This is a genomic window from Microbulbifer sp. A4B17 (genome assembly GCF_003076275.1).
Taxonomy (GTDB): domain Bacteria; phylum Pseudomonadota; class Gammaproteobacteria; order Pseudomonadales; family Cellvibrionaceae; genus Microbulbifer.
Genome location: NZ_CP029064.1, coordinates 552,215 through 572,500, shown reverse-complemented (window position 1 = coordinate 572,500; position 20,286 = coordinate 552,215). Strand labels below are relative to the sequence as shown.

17 protein-coding genes (1 of these 17 running past the window's edge) are annotated in these 20,286 nt (G+C 54.6%); 10 read left to right on the top strand and 7 right to left on the bottom strand.

Annotated elements, in window-relative coordinates; genetic code table 11:
* A protein-coding gene (gene tyrS, locus BTJ40_RS02520) for a tyrosine--tRNA ligase (protein WP_108731636.1) crosses the window boundary here: on the bottom strand, positions 1–975 show its 5' portion. It extends 330 nt beyond the left edge of the window; the window shows 975 of its 1,305 coding nt (coding positions 1–975); its start codon is at positions 973–975; its stop codon lies beyond the left edge, outside the window.
* 276 nt (positions 976–1,251) lie between these two features.
* Between tyrS and BTJ40_RS02515 the strand changes: the two genes are divergently transcribed.
* Together BTJ40_RS02515 and BTJ40_RS02510 are read left to right on the top strand one after the other, a co-directional pair.
* Entirely contained in the window at positions 1,252–2,637 is a 1,386-nt protein-coding gene (locus tag BTJ40_RS02515; protein WP_108731635.1) for a peptidoglycan DD-metalloendopeptidase family protein, read from the top strand.
* A 15-nt stretch (positions 2,638–2,652) separates the two neighbouring features.
* Complete coding sequence (locus BTJ40_RS02510; protein ID WP_108731634.1) at positions 2,653–3,762, top strand: anhydro-N-acetylmuramic acid kinase; 1,110 nt, start codon at positions 2,653–2,655, stop codon at positions 3,760–3,762.
* Positions 3,763–3,786: 24 nt separating this feature from the next.
* Here BTJ40_RS02510 and erpA read toward each other — a convergent pair whose 3' ends face one another.
* From erpA to argC, 4 genes are all read right to left on the bottom strand, one after another.
* On the bottom strand, positions 3,787–4,140 hold the full coding sequence (erpA, locus tag BTJ40_RS02505; protein ID WP_108731633.1) for an iron-sulfur cluster insertion protein ErpA: 354 nt from the start codon (positions 4,138–4,140) through the stop codon (positions 3,787–3,789).
* Positions 4,141–4,302: 162 nt separating this feature from the next.
* Positions 4,303–4,746: a polymer-forming cytoskeletal protein gene (locus BTJ40_RS02500; protein ID WP_238152109.1), complete on the bottom strand. Its 444-nt coding sequence runs from the start codon at positions 4,744–4,746 to the stop codon at positions 4,303–4,305.
* A 33-nt stretch (positions 4,747–4,779) separates the two neighbouring features.
* The gene (locus BTJ40_RS02495; RefSeq protein WP_108731631.1) at positions 4,780–5,523 is read right to left on the bottom strand and encodes a DUF6776 family protein; all 744 of its coding nucleotides are present in this window, start codon (positions 5,521–5,523) and stop codon (positions 4,780–4,782) included.
* 53 nt (positions 5,524–5,576) lie between these two features.
* Positions 5,577–6,623 carry an N-acetyl-gamma-glutamyl-phosphate reductase gene (gene argC, locus BTJ40_RS02490; protein WP_108735143.1) on the bottom strand — a complete coding sequence of 349 codons (1,047 nt, stop codon included), beginning with the start codon at positions 6,621–6,623 and terminating at the stop codon, positions 5,577–5,579.
* A gap of 95 nt (positions 6,624–6,718) precedes the next feature.
* Between argC and BTJ40_RS02485 the strand changes: the two genes are divergently transcribed.
* From BTJ40_RS02485 to hemB, 7 genes are all read left to right on the top strand, one after another.
* Positions 6,719–8,545, top strand: a complete 1,827-nt coding sequence (locus BTJ40_RS02485) for a chloride channel protein (RefSeq protein ID WP_238152108.1) — start codon at positions 6,719–6,721, stop codon at positions 8,543–8,545.
* A gap of 33 nt (positions 8,546–8,578) precedes the next feature.
* Complete coding sequence (gene hemJ, locus BTJ40_RS02480; RefSeq protein WP_108731630.1) at positions 8,579–9,001, top strand: protoporphyrinogen oxidase HemJ; 423 nt, start codon at positions 8,579–8,581, stop codon at positions 8,999–9,001.
* A gap of 82 nt (positions 9,002–9,083) precedes the next feature.
* Positions 9,084–9,869, top strand: a complete 786-nt coding sequence (locus tag BTJ40_RS02475; RefSeq protein WP_108731629.1) for a hydroxymethylpyrimidine/phosphomethylpyrimidine kinase — start codon at positions 9,084–9,086, stop codon at positions 9,867–9,869.
* A 179-nt stretch (positions 9,870–10,048) separates the two neighbouring features.
* Positions 10,049–11,332 carry a glutamate-1-semialdehyde 2,1-aminomutase gene (gene hemL / locus BTJ40_RS02470; protein WP_108731628.1) on the top strand — a complete coding sequence of 428 codons (1,284 nt, stop codon included), beginning with the start codon at positions 10,049–10,051 and terminating at the stop codon, positions 11,330–11,332.
* Positions 11,333–11,492: 160 nt separating this feature from the next.
* On the top strand, positions 11,493–12,665 hold the full coding sequence (locus BTJ40_RS02465; RefSeq protein ID WP_108731627.1) for a benzoate/H(+) symporter BenE family transporter: 1,173 nt from the start codon (positions 11,493–11,495) through the stop codon (positions 12,663–12,665).
* 9 nt (positions 12,666–12,674) lie between these two features.
* Entirely contained in the window at positions 12,675–13,301 is a 627-nt protein-coding gene (locus BTJ40_RS02460) for a GntR family transcriptional regulator (protein ID WP_108731626.1), read from the top strand.
* Between the two features lie 113 nt (positions 13,302–13,414).
* Entirely contained in the window at positions 13,415–14,425 is a 1,011-nt protein-coding gene (gene hemB / locus BTJ40_RS02455) for a porphobilinogen synthase (protein ID WP_108731625.1), read from the top strand.
* A 43-nt stretch (positions 14,426–14,468) separates the two neighbouring features.
* On the opposite strand, the gene mrcB is transcribed toward hemB, so the two are convergent.
* On the bottom strand, positions 14,469–17,051 hold the full coding sequence (gene mrcB, locus BTJ40_RS02450; protein ID WP_108731624.1) for a penicillin-binding protein 1B: 2,583 nt from the start codon (positions 17,049–17,051) through the stop codon (positions 14,469–14,471).
* Positions 17,052–17,433: 382 nt separating this feature from the next.
* Here mrcB and BTJ40_RS02445 point away from each other — a divergent pair, with 382 nt between their 5' ends.
* Positions 17,434–18,432, top strand: coding sequence for an adenosine kinase (locus BTJ40_RS02445; protein WP_108731623.1), 999 nt, complete (start codon positions 17,434–17,436; stop codon positions 18,430–18,432).
* A gap of 50 nt (positions 18,433–18,482) precedes the next feature.
* Here the strand turns inward: BTJ40_RS02445 and BTJ40_RS02440 are convergent, their stop codons facing one another.
* Positions 18,483–20,276, bottom strand: coding sequence for an EAL domain-containing protein (locus BTJ40_RS02440; protein WP_108735141.1), 1,794 nt, complete (start codon positions 20,274–20,276; stop codon positions 18,483–18,485).
* Between the last annotated feature and the right edge of the window lie 10 nt (positions 20,277–20,286).

Genomic DNA, 20,286 nt, shown 5'->3' with positions numbered 1-20,286 from the left:
GGAGATACGCTCTGCGGCGACCAACCCTTCCTCTCCGTGCACCAGGCGAGTCACTTCACGGGCCAGGATTCCTTGGGCTTCGGGTCTGCCAGCACGCTCGCGATCCGTAGTTTCTATCGCATCAATCTCATCCACACTGAGGAAAGTGAAATAGCGCAGGAATTTATACACGTCCGCATCAGCGGTATTTAACCAAAACTGATAGAAGGCGTAAGGACTGGTACGTTTTGGATCAAGCCAAATAGTGCCGCTCTCAGTTTTACCAAACTTGGTGCCATCTGCTTTAGTCACCAATGGCAGTGTCAAACCGAAAACCTTACCGCGATGCTGGCGACGGGTCAGGTCGACACCACCAGTAATATTGCCCCACTGGTCTGAACCACCGATCTGCAAGGTGCAATCGTGCAGTTTATATAACTCGGAAAAATCCATCGACTGAAGCAGCATATAGGAGAATTCTGTAAAGGAAATACCTTCACCCTCACGCTGGATACGCTGTTTGACGGACTCTTTGTTAACCATGTTGTTAACAGAGAAATGCTTGCCGACGTCGCGCAGGAAATCGAGCGTATTCAATTCCCGAGTCCAGTCTAGGTTATTAGCAACAATGGCACTATTTTCCCCGCAATCGAAATTGATAAATTGAGATACCTGGTTTTTCAGCTTATCTACCCAGCCCGCAACAATATCGGGGGTATTCAGGCTGCGCTCTTGCGCTTTAAAAGATGGGTCGCCAATCAGCCCCGTGGCACCGCCTACCAGAGCAATCGGTTTATGCCCTGCCGCCTGAAACCTCTTCAAGGTCAGCAGCGGTACTAGACTGCCTATATGTAGGGAGTCTGCAGTGGGGTCAAAGCCGCAATAGAGGGTTCGACTCTCCGACAAATGCTGCGTCAGTTCGCCGTCACCAGTCGCTTGATTGATTAATCCGCGACGGTCCAAGTCTTCAAGCAGTGTCATGTCGACCCCAGCCATGCTTTCCCCTCATATTCAGGCTTGAAATTAGCGCCACCAGCCGGCGGCAAAATGCGCTGCAACATTACCGAACTTTGCGGCAAATACAAGCGTATAGCAGCCTTGTATCTGCACTAAAAACAAAATTCATGAGGAACCAAACCGTGAAAAGACGTGTCAATTATCTCGTGAACCAAGGCGGCTTTTTTGCTATAAAGTCCCTTCAATGCCTGTTTTTTAGACACTCAGTTTTTCAAGCGCAAATAACAACGACCGTCAGTACCGTCCGCTAACGCCATGCAAAATCACCGTAATTCGAGTACAGGCCTCCGTATTGGTGGCTTACCCAAGCATTTTCCCCGCGTTCATGCGATGATGGCCGGCGTTGCGGCATTTGTCCTTATGCTGGCTGTTCTGATTCCTTCGCCGGAGACTTCCTCCAAACGCACATCCCTAGCCGTCAAACTTTCAGAGGTCACAAGCAACGACAACGCTAAAGCTGAAGCTAAACCCGCACTCACTTACACACCGGCAGAAACCCCTCTACTTAATGTCAGTGTTGAGGCGGTCAAGTCATTGAGCCTTGAAGTGCGCAATGGCGATACACTGTCAGACCTGTTCCAGCGCGCGAAAGTCAGCGCCAAGGAGATGTACCAGCTTCTGGGCAGCGGCAAAGAGGCAAAACAGCTGGCCCGACTCACCCCGGGCGAAGAACTGACTTTTCAAATGAATAATGATGGCCAGCTGCAGTCTTTAAAGTTACAGCGGGATCGTCTAAATCAAGTTGAGTTTACCCGCACAAACGCAGACAAGTTTGAGCACGCTCTGATAACCCGCGAGCCGGATAGTCACCCAGCCTATCGACAGGCCCAAATCGATAGTTCCCTTTTTCTCGCAGGTAGTGATGCGGGCTTAAGCGACAGCTTGATAATGGAAATGGCCGATGTGTTCAGCTCTGATATCGACTTTGCCCTCGATATCCGTAAAGGTGATCATTTTAGTGTGATGTTCGAAGAGCAATTCCTGGATGGGGAAAAAATTGGCAACGGCCCTATTCTGGCAGTCAGTTTTACCAATCAGGGAAGAACTTACAGCGCCGTACGTTATGTCGATAATAGTGGTGATGCCAACTACTACACGCCTGAAGGCAAAAGTATGCGCAAGGCGTTTATCCGTACACCGCTGGACATAGTCCGTATCAGTTCTCACTTCAATCCGAGCCGCCTGCATCCGGTGTTCAAATCCCGCCGACCTCATAATGGCACCGACTACGCCGCCCCAAGGGGTACTCCAGTTTACTCTACCGGTGATGGTCGGGTTATCGCATCCGGCTATAGTAAACCCAACGGCAACTATGTATTTATCCAACATGGTGAGCGCTATGTAACCCGCTATCTCCACCTGACCAAGCGCAAGGTCAAAAAAGGCCAGCGTGTTAAGCAGCGCCAGGTTATTGGCACTGTAGGGTCTACCGGTTATGCCACTGGCCCGCACTTGCACTATGAATTCCTTGTTGATGGCCGGCATCGCAACCCCGCAACCATTGTGCGCAAATTGCCCAAAGCGAAGTCAGTGCCCGCTTCAGAGATGATCCGTTTTAAGAACCAGACCCAGCCACTCCTGGCGAAACTAGAGAACTTCCAGGGGCCAGCCCTGGCCCAACTGGATGAAGATAGCCCCTAACAAGCGCCAACGAATATGCCCGATCTGTTTATCGGCCTGATGTCCGGCACCAGCGTTGACTCGATTGACGCGGTGCTGGTCGATTTTGGCGATGAAGAAAAAATTAATACCCGTATCCTGGCTGCGCTAGCCCACCCAATTCACAATGGGCTGCGTGAAGCTATCCTCGGCCTCTGCGCCCCTGGCCCTTCAGAGCTAGATCGCGCCGGGCAGTTGGACCGGCAGCTGGGGCAGGCATTTGCCGAGGCCACCAATACCCTGTTGGCCCGGGCCGGTGTTGAGGGTCGCTCTGTAACCGCCATTGGTAGTCACGGCCAAACCGTGCGCCATCGCCCCCCAGGCACTGTGACCTCCCCCTTCACCGTACAGCTCGGTGACCCCAACACTATCTCAACACTGACAGGCATCTGTACCGTTGCCGACTTCCGCCGCCGGGATATCGCTCTCGGGGGGCAGGGAGCACCATTAATGCCGGCGTTTCACCAGGCCGCATTCAGAACCGATGGAAGCCGTGCCGTGGTCAATATTGGGGGTATGGCCAATATCACCGAGCTGACAGCAGATGGCCAGGTTTACGGATATGACACCGGCCCCGGTAATGCACTGCTCGACTACTGGGTAAACCTGCATAAAAACCAGCCCTACGACCGAAATGGGGACTGGGCGGCAAGCGGTCGTGCCAACCCCGAGCTACTCAACCGGCTGCTTTCAGATCCCTATTTTTCCGCAGAGCCACCCAAGAGTACTGGCCGTGAAACTTTTAACGCCAACTGGCTCGAGCAGGCCTGCGCCGGTTTGGAAGTGGCGCCGGTAGATGTGCAGGCTACCCTCTCTGAAGTGACCGCAGCCAGTATCGCCGACGCCGTGCATAATTTTGCCGAGGGGGGCGAGCTGCTCACTTGCGGAGGCGGGGCAAAAAACAGGGACTTGGTTGCGCGATTACAGCGCCGGTTGCCCACCTGGTCTATTACTGACACAGGCAGTTACGGTATTGACGCAGACTGGCTCGAAGCCGTTGGGTTTGCCTGGCTGGCCCGCCAGACACTGAGGGGCCTGCCCGGAAATTGTCCGGGGGTCACAGGCGCGCAGAAAGAAGCGGTATTAGGAGCTATTTACCCGCCCTAAGAATTCGGGCGGGTTGGGAGTTCCTCAGATAGAGAAGGAGGAACCGCAGCCACAAGTAGCGGACGCATTAGGGTTTTGTACTACGAAACGAGACCCCGAGAGGCCTTCTTCGTAGTCCACATTGGCACCAACCAGGTAGGGGTAGCTCATCGCATCCACCAAGACCTGAATGCCATCCTTTTCTATGATGGCATCATCTTCGGCAACCAGTTCATCAAAGGTAAAACCGTATTGGAAACCGGAACAGCCGCCTCCGGTCACGAACACCCTGAGCTTCAACTCCGGGTTGCCCTCCTCTTCCAACAGGCTTTTTACCTTGGCCACAGCCTTGTCTGTGACCACGAGTGGCGCGGGAGAAAAGGATACAGCTTCTGACATAAGTCTCTCTCAACTCATCGGGACATTCACCGCTCGTATAAAAGTTATAACGAGTGCAGCCCCGGGGGCGTCATCTTGCTTAAACCCAGCAATTCAGTCAAGTATTAACCGATGGGCAGGCCGGCACAATAAAGTGCCAGCGCCAGCCAATACTACCCGGACTTAAGAGGCCTCGATGACAGTTTCATCTTCGGAATAGCCGAGCATATGGGGTTCGCCCACACTACTCAGATCGGCACTGGAAACCAGGGCACCGTTAACCTGGGCACCTTTCAGCATCTCGATCAGTTTATAGTGTACATTGCCCTCTACCATTGCCTTGGAGGCGAGTTCCAAGTGGCGCGCGGCAAACACATCCCCTTTTACATTGCCGTTAATTACCACCTGAGGTACACGGATCTCGCCTTCAATGATACCGCCATCCACAATTTGCAGGCGCGCATCACTGTCACTGTGAGCGGTAACATTGCCACGCACCTTGCCCTCGATGACCAGGTTGCCACGGAAGTGGATATCACCGCTGATCTCGGTCTGGCGAGCGATCAATGTCGTGTGGTTACTACCGGTATTGGCCATAGTTATCTGTTTCTCTTTTTTTCTTAACATAATCCCCAAAACCTCGTGTTTTTAGCACCTATGCTAACTTTCCTGCACCAACCAACCGTAGCGCTGCTCTATATTGAAGCCCTTGCGCCCAGAAGATTTAAGGGACAGTTCCACACCTTCAGGCACAAAGCCCTCCGGCAAACGCAGCTCTCCCTCGATATTCTGAAAATATTTAAAACGTAGCTGGATAGACTCACTATCCACCTGCTCAGACAAATCTTTGAGCGGGTAACTCTTCGGCTCCCCATCCTGGCGGCCCACTACAGTGAATGTGGCCGTGCCCTTTACAATATCCCGACGTGCTGCAGACTGTTTGACCTGTAACTTATATTGGTAACTTTTTGGATCACTGGTCTGCGAGAGGATAAATCGCCCGATAGATACCCCCTCTCCCCCATCTTCTGGAGCCATAACACCGCGATAGAAAGAGATTTCCTGCTTAAGCTCGGCAATCTGGCTTTCCTTCTGTACCAGTTCCGCACGTACCGACTCACTCGCCTGCTCACCAATGGTCAGTGACTGCTCGGCAGTGGCAACCCGCATGCGCAGGGATTCATTTTCACTCTGGAGTTCAGTGACGCGATCGAGTACCTGGGTATGCTCCAGCGTTTTGCGATCAAGGCTTTGGCGCAACTGGTATTGCCCGGCAAAATAGGATCCCGCCGAGGTAACCAATACCAAAAAAACGACCCCCACTACGGCGATGACGCCTGAGAAGGGTTTATGGGGCACCACTTTCATGCGGTACTGCTTGCTGCCTTTAACTTTGAGCACCATGAAATCTGCTAAGTCTTATCCGGGATTTATCGATTGTCGGGAAACACCCGATTCTAAGGCAGCAGTGCCGGGCTATCCAGGCCCAACGTCTCAGTTAAGCCAAACATAATATTCATATTCTGGATTGCCTGGGCCGATGCTCCCTTGGCGAGGTTATCAATAACCGACAAGACCAGCACAGTATCCCGCTCCTGTGGTTGCAACACCGAGATGCGGCACATATTGGTCCCCCTAACCGTGCGGGTCTGAGGGTGACTCCCAGTCGGCATCACATCAACGAAAGGCTCATTTTTATAGCGGTTTTCAAAGATCTGCTGAAGTTCGCCCGCATCAACTTTGCCAGCTGATCGAGCGAATAAAGTCGCGTGGATACCGCGGATCATTGGCAGTAAATGAGGCACAAATGTCACCTGTACCGTTCTGGAATCACCGGCCTGGACTCGACGAAGTCCCTGTTCGATCTCGGGTAAATGACGGTGCCCTGAGGCAGAATACGCGCGGAAGTTGTCGCTATTCTCGGCCATAATCAAGTCGGTCTTACCCTGTCGCCCAGCGCCACTGATACCACTGGCCGCGCTGGCGATAAGCTCACCAGGCTCTACCAAACCCTTTTCCAAAAGCGGTATCCAACCCAACTGAATCGCAGTGGGATAACAGCCCGGGCAGGCTATCAGCTGCGCATCGGCAATCTGTTCCCGATTCACTTCTGGCAATCCATACACAGCGCTTTGAGCCAGTTCAGGGGCTGCATGGGCCTGACCGTACCACTGCTCCCAAGAGGGAATATCTTTTAGGCGAAAATCAGCAGATAAGTCGATCACGCGAACCCCACGCTCAATAAGCGCTGGCACTTGGGCCTGGGCAACACCGTGGGGTGTAGCAAAGAATACAACGTCACAATCCGCTAGCTGCTCAATATCAGGGCTGCAAAAAGACAGCTGGGAGTGTCCTCTCAGGCTAGGGAAAAGCTCGGCAACCGGGGTACCATTCAGCGAACGGGAGGTGATCGCGGTGACTTCCGCCTGTGGATGTGTTGAGAGAAGCCGAAGCAATTCCACCCCTGTATAGCCGGTGCCCCCGACAATCGCTACTTTTATCACCTTGCTAAAATCTCCGGTATATCCGCCAACTGAGACGATAATCGTAAAACCAGACAGGCACTCTACCACAAGCCCCAGCATTTTAAGGATGTGCAGTGTCACAGCGCCCCAGTAAGCCGTTGAAAAAATCACTTTCGCGGTACTTACCCAGGCCCGGAAGCCTGGAAAGTATGCGCTTCCAGCTTTCCTCCAAGGACGCTTTAGCGCCTTTACTGGGGATGGCTCTGATCACTGGCATCCTGGCCGGAGGAGTAACTGTACTTTTTCGTCTGGCGATGGAGTGGCCAACCACCCTGTTTTTATCAATCCCACAAAATTACGAATCCCTTCCTCCTTTCTGGCGTTTCGCGCTACCAGTCATTGGCTCTCTGATAGTGGGATGTATCTATTTGTTTCTAAATCCCAGACGCCGCCAGGTGGGAGTGGTCCATGTCCTGGACCGGCTTTACAATCATCAGGGGCAAATGCCAATGCAAAATGCCCTGCTACAATTCTTCGCCGGCGCAATAATATTAATTAGCGGACACTCGGTGGGGCGCGAAGGCCCGGCTGTACACTTGGGTGCAGCCAGTGGCAGCTGGTTAGCAAGGGCACTGAAGCTCCCAAATAATTCCGGTCGTAACCTACTGGGTTGTGGTGTAGCCGCAGCAATTGCAGCCTCTTTTAATACCCCACTGGCTGGCGTGGTATTCGCGATGGAAGTCGTGATGCTGGAATATACTGTCGCCGGCTTTTTACCGATAATTCTCGCAGCAGTTGCCGGTAGTGCCATCACCCAGCTGACTTTCGGTAGCCAGCCGGACTTTAATGTACCAGCCATCCAACTCAACTCCCTTGCCGAGCTGCCGCTACTTTTCGTTTGCGCATTGGTTATAGGGGTTCTCGCCGGGCTATTTATCCGTTCTCAGCGTATTTTAATTCCCCAGCAACGTTACTCACCGCTTCTTCGGTTTCTCTTGGTAGGCCTAGTTACTGGCACCCTGGGTATCTGGGTACCGGAAATCCTGGGCGGTGGATATGACACCTTGCAAATGGCGATGCTGGGGGAATTGGGAGTCGCGACACTCATTGCTATTGTCGCCGCAAAATTAGTCGCAACCGCTTTGGGGGCGGGACTCGGAATTCCCGGCGGTGTCATAGGCCCCAGTCTGATTATCGGCGCCTGTATCGGCGGTATTGCCGGTGGCCTGGCTAATTTCTGGCTGGGTGAACACACAGCGAGCCCAGGCTTTTATGCAATGGTGGGTATGGCGGCAATGATGGCAGCCATGCTCAATGCCCCTCTGGCTGCGCTACTCGCTATTTTGGAACTTACCTATAATCCACATATTTTATTCCCGGGGATGATGATGATCGTGGTGGCCACATTAGTAAGCCGACAGCTCTTTTCCACCATCGGTCTCTATCACGAAACGCTGCGAGCCCTGAATAAAGCGGGAATGCCAAGTTGGCGACAGCAAATGCTGAGCAGTGTCGGAGTCGCCAGTGAAATGAACCAGAGCTTTGTTGTGACTCCCCGAGAAATTACTCGCGCAGCAGCAACAGAATTAATTAATCAACACCCCGAATGGATTCTTATCGATTTACCCAAGGAACCGGCACCGCAATTACTGCGTGCAGCAGACTTGGCAACTTTTCTCCGCGGTGGCGCTAAAGAGGCGGCCGAAAGTGAAAAACAGACTTCCTCCGCACCGGATAAATTACAAGACCCAGGAGAGATGATCGATTTATTGAGGCTACCCGGCGAGCGCAAACAGATGGCGTCCTTAAGTTGGCGAGCGACTATGCTGGAGGCCTCACAAAAGCTGGAGAGAAGTGGCGCGGATGGCCTGTATATTTGTCGTCACAAAAGCGGCTCGCTGGACAATCGTACGGCGGGCATTATTCTGCCGCTACAAATTAACAATTTTTACCGGAAGTGATTTCTCTTCCCGTTTCTTTCAAGGGGACTTTCAATGCTGTGGATCAAGGCTTTTCACATTATTGCAATGGTGTGCTGGTTTGCCGCACTTTTTTATCTGCCGAGACTGTTTGTCTACCATGTCGATGCCACTGATGCCGTCAGCCGCGACCGTTTCTGTATTATGGAACGCCGCCTTTATCGCGGTATCGCCATTCCTTCAATGCTCGCTACCATCGCCTTGGGGATTTGGCTGTACAGTTTGAATCCGGCCTACTACACCTCTGCGGGCTGGATGCACGCAAAACTCACTTTTGTTGTGCTACTTCTCGGTTATCACCATATCTGTGGCGCCTACGTTCGTAAGTTTGCGAAGGGAACTGTTACCCGCAGCCGTCGCTACTTTCTAATATTTAATGAGTTCCCAGCAGTGGCACTTGTCGCCATTGTCATTTTGGTTGTCGTAAAACCATTTTAATTTGGCGCGCATTCATTCCTTACCCAAGGCGCTCAGCAACTAGAATTAGGCGCACAGCTAATGGCAGTCATGTAGAGCACTTATGGAAACACCTCAGCCCGTTATTCTGACCGTTACTCACCACGACCCCAGCGGCAGCGCGGGAATTGCCGCAGATACTGAGACAGCGGTCAGTCTCGGCTGCCATGCGGCCTCGGCAGTTACAGCTATCAGTGTGTGTAACACCGGTGAACTGCTGGGTGTCGCCCCAGTCGATGACAGCTTGCTCATTGAACAAACCCGGGCCGTTTTGGAGGATATGCCGGTAGCCGCGATCAAGGTCGGCTACCTGGGTTCTGTGGAAAATGTGCGCGCGCTACACAGCGTGCTCCACGACTACCCGGATATTCCGGTAGTTATAGACCCCGATGCCACTCTAGCCGACAAAGAGAGCGTTCTCGCCCCACCACTTTGGGAAGCGATGGTGTCATTGCTACTGCCTAAAGCAACGATGGTCTGCCCCAACCGCAGGGAGGCTCGCGCAATGGCGGTGGAGGCCGATATACTCGACGCCATGGCCCAGGAGATCCTCGAATCCGGTTGCCGCTACCTGCTGCTTACCGGGGTGCCCTTCGAGCAGCAGCTACAAAACCGCCTATACGATGAGCGCGGCCTGATGCGGGAATTCCAGTGGGAGCGCTTGCAACCAGCCGCCTATGGCGTCTGCGGCACCCTCGCTACGGCCATCGCCTGCCATATCGCCCACGGCCTGACGATTATCGAAGCCGTTACCCGCAGTCAGCAGTACGCTTGGAGTGCGATCAAAGACAGTCGCCGCCTGGGAATGGGCAGACCTATACCCAACCGGCTGTTCTGGTGCGAGCGCTGAGCCAAGACCTGCCAGCACAAATTTCTTCCTCATCCTGATCAACTTCGCCGTTCTTGTAGCGGCGAGCCCTTGTATCCGCTCAGTCTGTGACCGGCCGTCGCCAATCTACACATTGTCCTCAGGCGCCACCCCCGCGATAATGCTCCCCAGGCCCTTTATGCAGAACTTGAATTAAATTTATGAGTAAATCCGAGCAGCTCTTCGCAGAAGCACAGCAGTACATTCCCGGCGGCGTTAACTCTCCGGTACGGGCTTTTCGCGCAGTCGGCGGTACCCCGGTGTTTATCCGCCGTGCCGAGGGCGCCTACCTCTACGATGCAGACGAGAAACGCTACATCGACTACGTACAGTCCTGGGGCCCCATGGTGCTGGGCCACGCACACCCGGAAGTCATTGAAGCCGTAGTGGAACAGGCCCAATCAGGACTGAGCTTCGGTGCGCCAACCGAACTGGAAACCGAACTGGCCGAAGAACTCTGCCGCCTGTGGCCGAATATGGACCTGGTGCGCTTCGTCAATTCCGGTACCGAAGCCACCATGAGCGCGATTCGCCTGGCCCGTGGATTTACCGGGCGCGACAAGATTGTGAAGTTCGAGGGCTGCTACCACGGCCACTCCGACTCCCTGCTGGTTAAGGCCGGCTCCGGGGCCCTGACCATGGGTGTACCCTCCTCTCCCGGCGTTCCCGCCGCCCTGGCAGATCACACCATCACCTTGAGCTACAACGATGCTGATAGTGTGCGCAGCTGCTTCGATGAGCTGGGCGATCAAATCGCCTGTATCATCGTCGAGCCTGTTGCCGGCAATATGAACTGTATTCCACCGGTACCCGGCTTCCTGGAAACCCTGCGCGAAGTTTGCGACCAGCACGGTGCCCTGTTGATTCTCGATGAGGTGATGACCGGCTTCCGGGTGAGCTTGACCGGGGCCCAGGGCTTCTACGGTATCGAGGCGGATATCACCACCCTCGGCAAAGTGATCGGCGGCGGTATGCCCGTTGGCGCCTTTGGCGGTAAGCGCGAGATCATGGAGCAAATCGCACCCCTGGGGCCGGTTTACCAGGCGGGCACCCTGTCCGGTAACCCTGTGGCTATGGTCGCGGGCTTGGAAACCCTGCGTTTGGTGGAAGAACCCGCCTTCTACGAGCCTTTAATTGCCAAAACCGACCGTTTGGTAGAGGGCATCCTGGCGGCTGGTAAAGCCGCAGGTATCCCAATTACCGCCAATAAGGCCGGCACCATGTTCGGCTTCTTCTTCACCGAAGAACCTAAAGTGACTAACTATCAACAGGTAATGGCCTGCGATAACGAGCGCTTTAACCGTTTTTTCCACGGCATGCTGGAAGAAGGTGTCTACCTGGCACCGGCCTCCTATGAGGCAGGATTTATGTCCGCAGCCCATACCGATAAGGATATTGAGGCCACAATCGCCGCCGCTGAACGCGTCTTCGCCCGTCTCGGCTAATTGCCTGCCTCTCTCCAGCACCCGCAGCCTGCGGGTGCTGCTTCAATTGCCCTCTTAACTTTACCCCCCTCCAATAAAGCCCCAGTCGCTTCACCGCAAAGTTATTGCGCTCAAAAAACTAACAGCTAAAAATGTATACAAAATATAAAAGGTATACATTTTGAAAAGCTCACCGTTTTCAGATACCAGCTTGTCCGCCATTAGCGCAGGCTTTGTCGCCGTGCTGGTGGGAGTAGCCAGTTCCGCCGCCATTGTGTTTGAAGCCGCGCGTGCAGCTGGCGCAAGTGAAGCAATGATCGCCTCCTGGATTGGCGCCCTGGGCCTGGGGATGGGCATTACCTGTATTGCCTTCTCTTGGTATTACCGCGCCCCGGTAATCACTGCTTGGTCGACTCCAGGTGCTGCACTCTTGGCCACCAGTTTAGGTGGCATCCCCATTACTGAGGCGATTGGTGCTTTTGCGTTTAGCGCCCTGTTAACACTCCTCGTGGGCTTGTCCGGAGCCTTTGAGCGGGTAGCGCGAATGGTGCCGGCACCAATTGCCAGCGCTATGCTCGCAGGCATACTTCTGCAATTTGGTCTCTCAGTATTTACTTCTCTGCAGGCACAACCACTATTGGTCGGCATCATGTTGCTGACCTATCTAGTCGGGCGCCGTTGGGCGCCTCGCTACGCCATTATTTTGGTACTAGCGGCTGGAGTGGCGACTTGCTGGAAGTTGCAACTCATCGCATCGGCCCAGATCGGCTGGCAAGCGGCACACCCTGTTTGGGTCACCCCAGAATTCCGCCTCTCCACTTTAATTGGCATTGGCCTTCCTCTTTTTATCGTCACTATGACCTCTCAGAATCTACCCGGAGCGGCAACCCTGGCCGCCAGTGGCTACAGTAGAGTGCCTATATCTCCTGTTATTAGTGGCACCGGCCTCACCTCTTTATTGCTGACACCATTTGGTGGCTTTGCATTTAATCTGGCGGCTATTACCGCTGCTATTTGCACCGGCCCGGAGGCCCATCCCAACCCCGAAAAACGCTATACCGCCGGCATTGCCGCCGGTATTTTTTATCTGTTGGTGGGCCTCTGCGGCGCTGGCGTTGTGGCATTATTCAGTGCCTTTCCCCAGGAACTGATTGCCGGCCTCGCCGGCCTGGCACTGATTGGCGTCATTGGTAGCAGCCTGGCTGGAGCAACAGCCGAGGCCGACAGTCGCGAAGCCGGAATTATCACTTTTCTGGTAAGTGCTTCCGGTATCAGCCTCTTTGGCATTAGCTCTGCCTTTTGGGGACTGCTGGGGGGGCTGGTGTGTTACTGGTTTTTCAAGCGCAGGAATTAATAAATATCGATGGGCCTCTACGAAAAAATTAAGTCGGACTTGCAGCAGGGGCGCTTCGCCGCCGGCCAGGTACTAAAGCAGGCCGAACTGGCAGAGCTTTACGCCGTGAGCCGTATTCCGGTTAGGGACGCTCTACAAAGATTGAAAAATGAGGGCTGGTTAACCGGACACGGAAAACGCGGCGTCGCAGTGCCGCAGTTTGACCCTATTGAAGTGGAAGACCTCTACCTGATGCGCATGCGCCTGGAACCGCTGCTGCAATCCCTGGCACTGGAAAGCCTTAATGGAGAAATCTTGGGGCGGGCCAGAGATATTCTGGAATCCATGCAAGCCAAACCTGAACTCTCCGCCGAGCAGATCGGAAAAATGAATTGGGAGTTCCATGCCTGTATTTACCGGGCAGCTGCAAGACCCACGCTATTTAGTACCGTCAAGCAACTGCACCGGCAATGTGAGCGCTATATCGGCTACCAGTCCCATGGTCTGAATTACCAGGGCACCAGTCAAGACGAGCACTTTGCAATTCTCAAAGCACTCCAAGAGGGAAATGGAGACCAGGCCGCCGCACTGTTGGCAAAACATATAGAAGCCGCCGGCAAACTATTGGTAAAGCACTTACATCAGCCCCATTTTTAAACTGCTTTCCCCCTGCAATCGCAAAATCACCCTCTGCGGCAATTTGATATGATGGCTGCCAGTTGCGGCTGCGGGGTTTCTGCGGCCCTATGGATAGCCGGAGTAATTTCCCGATGAGCCAAAGTTTCGGCCGTGGTGCCTACCCCAACACTCGCCTGCGTCGCCTGCGCGCAAAGGATTTTTCCCGTCGACTGGTGCGGGAAACCCAATTGAGCAGTGACGACTTGATCCTGCCACTGTTTGTGATTGAGGGGCGCAACGAAACTCAAAAAGTAGCCTCAATGCCAGGTGTCCAACGCCTGAGTGTGGACCTTTTGGCCGAGAAAGCGAAGGCTGTTCAAGGGTTGGGAATTCCTGCCATTGCAGTGTTTCCAGTAGTGGACCCTTCGGCAAAATCCGACTGTGCCAGTGCCGCCCACGACGCCGATGGCCTGGCGCAAAGAGCTGTTCGCGAGCTGAAAGATTCAGTACCGGAATTGGGCGTAATCACCGATGTAGCCCTGGACCCTTTCACCAGCCACGGCCAGGATGGGCTAATGGATCACAGCGGTTATATCGTCAACGATGAGACCGTCGAAGTATTGGTACAGCAGGCCCTGTCCCACGCCGCCGCCGGTGCGGATATGGTGGCCCCTTCAGATATGATGGACGGTCGCATTGGAGCCATTCGTGACGCTCTTGAGGGCGCAGGCCACAGCAATACCCTTATTATGTCCTACGCCGCTAAATATGCCTCCGCTTACTACGGTCCTTTCCGCGATGCAGTAGGCTCAGCCGGCAACTTGAAAGGTGGCAACAAGGCGAGCTACCAAATGGACCCCGCAAATACCGATGAGGCACTGCACGAATGCGCCCTGGATCTGCAAGAAGGCGCGGATATGGTGATGGTAAAACCCGGTATGCCCTACCTGGATATAGTGCGCCGGGTAAAAGAGGAGTTGCGGGTGCCCACTTTCGCCTACCAGGTGAGCGGAGAGTATGCGATGCACTGTGCCGCCTTTGAAAATGGCTGGCTGAAGAGAGAGTCAGTTATTCTGGAATCCCTGCTGGCCTTTAAACGCGCCGGTGCCGACGGCATCCTCACCTATTTCGCTGAAGAGGCCGCTCAACTGCTACAGGACTGATGGCTGATGAAAAAAGCGCGCGATTAATTCGCGCGCTATCTATTTAGGGCCACTGATCTTCCAGATCCGGCCCCACCGGTTGAGCTTCCTCTACCGGTACGCTGCGAGAGCCCGCACCGAAGGTGCTATCCCGAGGTAACTCCAGGGGCTCCTCTTCAAAGCCAGAGTCAAAATCGGGATCAACACCAAATTCTTCCGCATCGTCGCCACGAAACTGCTCTTGCAGCTGTTGGCGGCGCCGATCACGCATCTGCTGCTCGCTGGCATCTACTCCCCAACCAGGGCTCATTTCCTCTCTGGGAGCAGCTTCATCGCGACCACTGCCAAACAGATTCCGGAACCAGCGCCAGCGATTCTGCCCCCGACATTCCGGCGCCGGTTGCAGCTGGCTTTCGTAGGAGAAAGGAATCTCATAACCACCGCGACAGTAATCCGGGTCCATAAACTGCCCCCGGGAGTTCACTGACTTAAGCTCCACTCCTCGGGGCATTTCAACCGGCCCATGTTGATGGGGCAGCTTGCGCATGATCTCTGTCCAGATGGGTAGTGCACCGGTGGAGCCGGTTAAGCGGGTGCGCTCATTATCGTCGCGCCCCAACCAGACCACGGCCGTTACTTCCGGGGAGAAACCCGCAAACCAACTGTCGCGGTTGTTGTTGGTGGTTCCGGTTTTACCGGCAAAAGCGATACTGCTCGGCAAGCGTTTGGCAGAACGACGGCCGGTGCCTTCGCGCATGGCCTGCTCCAGCCCCCAGCGCAACAGGTAAGCGGGCACAGGATCGACACCGCGATTAGCCTTGCGGCGGAAGTGCTGTACACGGCCTCCCTGGGCATCGGAAACCGCGAGCAGCGTGCGCGGCTGTACCGTCTCACCGTTATTGGCGATCGTCTGATACATACCGGCAACTTCGAACGGGGTCATCTCCACGGCACCCAGCAACATCGCCGGCACCCGAGGGAGCCTGGACTCAACACCCAGGCGGCGAATCGTCTGGCGAACATTCTGCAGGCCGAGATCCAGTCCCAAATGGGCCGTTGCCAGGTTGTAGGACTTGGCCAGGGCAATATAGAGGGGTATCTGCCCGTGGGCGCGCTTATCGAAGTTTTGTGGCATCCACACATCGCCATCGGCTTCTTCAATTCTCACCGGGGCATCATCAATCAGAGTGGCGAGATTGTATTCCTCCGGTCGCTCCAGCGCGGTGAGATACACGGCGGGCTTAATAAGGGAGCCCACTTGGCGGCGGGCTTCCAGCGCCCGGTTGAAGCCCGGATAATCCGGGTTCCGATCCCCCACCATGGCCAGTACATTACCGTTTCGATTATCCAGCAACACTGTCGCGGCCTGGAGTGAATTGGCTTTGATCCCTCGGTCTTTCTCCAGCTGACTGACGCCCTGACTGATAGACTCCTCTGCCAACTTCTGCACCGAAGGGGCCAATGTGGTGTAAACCCTTAAACCTGAAGTTCGCAGCTCCTCGTAGGAGTAATAGGGTCGGAGTTCGGTTAACAAGCGCTCAGTAAAGGCCGGGTAGGGGTTCTGTGCACCGACACCGCCTTTAACCACCCCCAGGGGCTTCGCGGAATATTTCTGGAACTCTTCCTGGGTAATCAACCCCTGTTCCAGCATCAGCTCCAATACAGTGTTGCGCCTCTGCAGGGCTCGTTCAGGGTTGCGCCAGGGGTTGTAGTAGGAAGCACCTTTGGCCAACCCTACCAGCAGCGCTACCTGATGGGGTTCCAGAGTATCCAAAGGCTGCTGAAAGTAGAATTCAGAGGCCAGTCCAAAGCCATAGATGCCCCGAGCACCCTGCTGTCCCAGCCACACCTCGTTGATGTATTCCTGCAGGATATAGCGCTTGTCGTAGTGTATCTCCATCAGAATGGCCATCAACGCTTCGTTGAATTTACGCCTCAGGCTGGGCTTATGGTCAAAAAAGATATTTTTGACCAGCTGCTGGGTAATCGTGGACCCCCCCTGTACCAATCGTCCGGCTTTTGCATTGGCCACCATGGCCCGGGCGATACCACGAGGGGAAACACCAAAGTGATTGAGGAAGTCCTGGTCCTCAACAGCGATCAGGGTATTGGCTACCAAAGGGGGAATATCATCGAAACGCACTGGATTGCGGTCATCACCCCCACCCAGTAAAGAGCCGATATTTGCCGCATCCAGGCGGAATTCCGCCAGACTACGGCCATTGTCATCGCGTAAACCACTGATTTGATCGTTGCGCAGGCGGAAGGAGACTATCGCAGCCGGCTGTCGGCCATTGGCGTGGATAAAATCCCTGCGCCAGACCTTATAACTCATCCCATCCTGAACCCAGGAACCAGGCTCACTGAGGGTGTCCTGCTTGCGGTAATTCAGGGCGGAAAATTCGGATTCCAACTCATCCGGGTGCATTGCCATACCCTCGCGCAACACCAACGGGCGGGCATAAACACGGGCGGGAAGTTGGTATTGGCGGCTGTCCAGTCGCTCACGCAACTGTACATCCAGGTAAGCCATATACGCTGCCAGCGCCAGGGAGCCCACCAGGGCAAGCAGCACCAGCAGCTTGAGCCAGCGATATCGTCGTTTGGGCTTTGACGCTCTGACGCGCCGGCGTTTCGTTGATGCCATATGAGGATTCAGTCCCGCTGCCAATTCAGTACATCAAGTGACTCTCGGGGTTTCGCAGGCCCGATCAGAGAGTCGAAGGCAGGTATCAGCAGGTGGCAGCTCCGCTGATAACTTGCTGTCAGCGCCTTTCAACACTGACGACCCACCCAAATAGCAGGCCAAATTCCAGGTCTGGCAGTATCTATCACCTGATGGTTCACGTGAAGGCGCTATTTACACCTGTGCGTGGATTGACCGCAGCAACCGCCTATTAGTTCACCAAGATGTAACAAGCGACTAAGTCTTTATTTACTGTCGCCAGCCCTGCCTCGCGCCTTGCACTTGCCAAAATCACGTCCATAATGCGGCGGAAATGTAGACAATAAGCCCGAATAGGAATGATATGCAGCAATACGATCTCTATGGCATAGGTGCCGCCCTACTCGATACCGAAATCGAAGTGTCGGACCAGGATTTAAGCACCCTTGGCGTGGAAAAGGGAATCATGACCCTGGTGGATGACGCCCGCCAGCAACAGCTGGTAGACGACCTTCAAAACCATCTGGTCACAGCCACATTGGCCTGCGGCGGCTCTGGCGCCAATACAGTGATCGCTGCCAGCTATTTCGGGCTCCGTACCTTTTATTCTTGCAAGGTCGCCGCTGACGAAAATGGCGACTTCTACAGGAATAACCTCAACAGCGCCGGGGTGGACTACCCAGAAACGCTGAAGCAGGCCGACCAGGGCACCACCGGCAAATGCCTGGTGCTAATCACCCCAGATGCCGAACGCAGCATGAATACTTACCTGGGGATGAGTGAGCGACTGTCGGTCGCGGAGCTGGATAGCGATGCGCTGTCCAGCTCCAAGTGGGCCTATATCGAGGGCTATCTGGTCTCCTCTGAAACCGGCCGTGCCGCAGCGATCAAGCTTCGCGAAGAAGCCGAAACCCACGGGGTTAAAACCGCACTCAGCCTGTCAGACCCGGCCATGGTCCAGTTCTTCGGCGAAGGGCTGCGGGAGATGATCGGCGGCGGTGTGGATATGCTGTTCTGCAATAAAGACGAAGCTTTAGGCTTTACCGGTACCGACTGTATAGAAGATGCTGTCGAGGCCCTGCGCGATTACTGCCGCAGCTTTGCCATCACTCTGGGAGCCGACGGCGCCCTGCTCTGGGATGGCAGCGAGATACATCGAGTTGAAAGCCCCGAAGTCCACGCCATCGACACCAATGGTGCGGGTGATATGTTTGCCGGGGCCTTCCTCTACGGTATCAACCGCGAGATGACCTTTACTGAAGCCGGTGAACTTGCCTGTCGCGCTGCCGCCCAGGTGGTGAGCCAATACGGACCGCGGCTCAAGGCAGAGCAGCACTCCGAATTACTTGCACCGGTCGTTTAGTAACAATTATCTAGCAGCCGTTGCATCTGAATGCATGATTTCCAGGGGCTCTATGATTGAGAGCCTCTGGAATGATGCGTGATGCCCGGGTAAGTATCCAGTTCCGGCAACCCCGTCGCTGCCGCAATGCCGAACCCCTGGGCATAATCCACCCCCATCTGGCTCAGCCTATCCATCAGTTCCGGACTCTCTACATACTCGGCAATAGTACTGATGCCCATTCTTTTGGCCAAGTGATCAATAGTACTCACCATAGCGCTATCAATTTCATCTTCAAGCATATTGCGCACAAAGCTTCCATCGATCTTAAGGAAATCTACCGGCAACTGGCGCAGATACGCCAGGGAAGAGACACCGCGACCAAAGTCATCCAGGGCAAAGCTGCAACCGGCAGCTCTCAACTTGTGGATAAAAATCAGTGCCCGCTCTAGGTTATTGATGGCACTGGTTTCAGTAATTTCAAATTGAACCCGCGAAGGCGTTACACCCGCATCGGACAAAGACTGCAGCACAAAATCAGCAAAGGTCTCATCCCCTAAGCTAATACCGGAAATATTGACCGCATAATTAATTCCGCCCATACCCAAGCGCTGCTCCTGGGCCATATAGTCAAAAACGCGACGAATCACCCAGCGGTCCACTTCTTCGATCAAACCGTAGCGTTCTGCGGCTGGCAAAAATAGCCCCGGTGAAATCACTCCACCGTCCCGGCCACGCATTCGCACAAGGATTTCATAGTGGTGGACACTTCGGTCCCCCTTTAGCGAAACCACTGGCTGTCGGTACAACATCAGGCGGTCTTCTCGCAGGGCCGCGTGAATTTCTGCCACCCAGGTAGTCTCTCGACGCTTCTCCAGCACCTTGCGGGAGTCACCAAAAAGCTTAACTCGATTTCTGCCCTGCTCTCGAGCACTACAACAGGCATCGTTGGCCGATGCCAGTAACTGGCTGGCACTGGAAGTAAAATGATCGACACCTACAACACCGATGGACACCGCGACACGGCTGTCATTTCCCTCCCAGTGAAAACTGAAATTCTGCACAGAGTCCCGCAGCCGTGCCACCACTCGACCACCCTCCTCCAGGGTGCAGTCGCGCAGCAGTATCGCAAATTCATCACTGCCGACCCGGGCAAAAAGGTCATCGCTGGACAGGCAACGCTTGATTAACTCCACCAGCTGAACCAACAACTGGTCCCCGGCAACAAAGCCCAAAGTGTCATTGATGACTTTGAATTGATAAACATCCAGGTAGAGCAATACATGGTGCTGACGCTTATCGACGCAGAGGCTGAGCTGGCTTTGCAGCTCACTCTCAAAGAATTGCCGGTTGGGCAGTCGGGTCAGGGCATCGTGGCTGCTCTGCCACATAAGGCGAGTGGAAACCCGGCGGGCAGCAGAAGTGTCCCGCAGCACCAGGACGTAATTTTTTAACAGGCCCATATCCCACAGGGCCATTACCTGCACAGTCACCTCAAGTTGAACATGCTCCTCCCCAGAACGCGCGATATATGCATTAAACTCCCTGGTTCTGGGCACTTCACTCAGATCACTGGATGGGGGAAGTATCGGTTCTATCGCATCGCCCTGGCTATTACACAGACGCAACCCTTCACTGAGTGGCTGACCGGGCAGTAGCCCAACCAGGTCCCCAGTCATTTCGTTGACCAGGGGGTTAGTGTAAACGACTGTGCCGGAAGCATCGGTGACGATTACACCATCGGCAATTTCGCCGAGAGCGGCCTCCGCCGCCTGTAAACTAATCTGCTCACAGGGACGCAGCCCATCTTCCAACTGGGCGAGAGGTCCGAGATAATTTGCGGACTCCGGATTAAACAGCGTCACGCGAAAACTC

Coding starts and splice junctions, on each gene's coding strand:
- BTJ40_RS02515 (WP_108731635.1), top strand. CDS start 1,252: ATGCAAAATCACCGTAATTCGAGTACAGGCCTCCGTATTGGTGGCTTA.
- BTJ40_RS02510 (WP_108731634.1), top strand. CDS start 2,653: ATGCCCGATCTGTTTATCGGCCTGATGTCCGGCACCAGCGTTGACTCG.
- erpA (WP_108731633.1), bottom strand. CDS start 4,140: ATGTCAGAAGCTGTATCCTTTTCTCCCGCGCCACTCGTGGTCACAGAC.
- BTJ40_RS02500 (WP_238152109.1), bottom strand. CDS start 4,746: ATGTTAAGAAAAAAAGAGAAACAGATAACTATGGCCAATACCGGTAGT.
- BTJ40_RS02495 (WP_108731631.1), bottom strand. CDS start 5,523: ATGGTGCTCAAAGTTAAAGGCAGCAAGCAGTACCGCATGAAAGTGGTG.
- hemJ (WP_108731630.1), top strand. CDS start 8,579: ATGCTGTGGATCAAGGCTTTTCACATTATTGCAATGGTGTGCTGGTTT.
- BTJ40_RS02475 (WP_108731629.1), top strand. CDS start 9,084: ATGGAAACACCTCAGCCCGTTATTCTGACCGTTACTCACCACGACCCC.
- hemL (WP_108731628.1), top strand. CDS start 10,049: ATGAGTAAATCCGAGCAGCTCTTCGCAGAAGCACAGCAGTACATTCCC.
- BTJ40_RS02460 (WP_108731626.1), top strand. CDS start 12,675: ATGGGCCTCTACGAAAAAATTAAGTCGGACTTGCAGCAGGGGCGCTTC.
- hemB (WP_108731625.1), top strand. CDS start 13,415: ATGAGCCAAAGTTTCGGCCGTGGTGCCTACCCCAACACTCGCCTGCGT.
- mrcB (WP_108731624.1), bottom strand. CDS start 17,051: ATGGCATCAACGAAACGCCGGCGCGTCAGAGCGTCAAAGCCCAAACGA.
- BTJ40_RS02445 (WP_108731623.1), top strand. CDS start 17,434: ATGCAGCAATACGATCTCTATGGCATAGGTGCCGCCCTACTCGATACC.